Raw genomic sequence first — 1,187 nt, 5'->3', positions numbered from 1 at the left:
GTCTGACACGGCGTCAGATGGCGCAACGCGGCTTCATTCGTGCAACGACGCCTTGTCATGTATAGTAGCTTGTATTTGTCCTGACAGACAGTGCCTTGGAGTGGTTGGGTTTGCTGTTTGGTCGTGATCAGGCAGCGATCATTTTTTCCCTCGCAATGGGGATGGTGTCAAGGAAGGTTTGCAGCGGCGTCTTGCCAAAACACCAGCGGCCTTGATGCGGCCTCTCCTCGTTGTAGCTTCTGATCCATTCATCGAGATCGGCCTGCAGGGCCACGATCGGGGCATAGAGCTTTTTGCGGCAGGCGACGCGATAGAACTCGTCCAGCACCGTCTTGTGGAAGCGCTCAACGATGCCATTCGTGTACCAGTTGATATTTGATCGGACATTTGGTGTCATAGAGCCGAAGCGTGAGCCGAGGCCGGGTGCGGGGTGGTCGGGGTTGCGTGGCGCCCGGCCTCGGCGTCTTGAGAAGGACACCGATGATGACCAAGGAGCAAAAGATTATTCGAGCCAAAGCTGGCTTGCTGGAGTTGGCCAAGCAGCTCGGTAACGTCAGCCAGGCTTGCAAGATGCTGGGCTACTCGCGCGACAGTTTCTCCCGCTTCAAGGCGCTTTACGATCCCTTCGACGGGCGCAGGAGGGGGTGATCTCGCTTTGGCGGAGATGAGCCGCCGCAAGCCGCTCCTGAAAAATCGGGCACCTCCGGAGATCGAGGTGCAGATCGTTGCGCTCTCCTTGGAGCAGCCGGCCTTTGGCCAGATCCGGATCTCCAATGAGGTGCGCAAGCGGGGGTTGTCGATTTCGCCTCCTGAGCCCGTCGAAGGATGGGATACGCGGGGTCTGGCAGCGCCACGATCTAGAGACGATCACGATCTAGAGACGATGAAGAAACGGCTGAAAGCGCTGGACGCCAAGGTCGCCGAGGCAAGGCCTGATCCTGACTGAGGCGCAGCTTACAGCCTTGGGGAAGGCCAAATCCGAAAAGGAGGCTCATGGTGAGCTCGAGAGTGAATGTCCGGGCTATTGCGGGGCGCAAGATACGTTCTACGTCGGCAACATGAAGGGCGTTGGGCGCATCTATCAGCAGACCTTCATCGACACCTGTTCGAAGTGCGCCTTCGCGAAGCTCGGAGCCTGCCTTTGGGCGCGGCAAAGCCGCGACCCGAGGGATCGCAGGACGCCGATC

At 59.0% G+C, this 1,187-nt stretch carries 2 pseudogenes; one reads left to right on the top strand and one right to left on the bottom strand.

The window, feature by feature from the left end:
• Positions 1-127: 127 nt before the first annotated feature.
• Positions 128-361, bottom strand: a pseudogene (locus tag ACREXZ_RS30870) (integrase core domain-containing protein); the annotation flags it as partial.
• Between the two features lie 122 nt (positions 362-483).
• Here ACREXZ_RS30870 and ACREXZ_RS30865 point away from each other — a divergent pair.
• A pseudogene (locus tag ACREXZ_RS30865) lies at positions 484-1,187 on the top strand (helix-turn-helix domain-containing protein); the annotation flags it as partial.

Origin of the sequence: Paraburkholderia sp., assembly GCF_050742655.1 — a bacterium.
GTDB lineage: Bacteria > Pseudomonadota > Gammaproteobacteria > Burkholderiales > Burkholderiaceae > Paraburkholderia.
The sequence above is the reverse complement of the archived record's forward strand: the minus strand, read 5'-3'. Positions and strand labels throughout refer to the sequence as shown.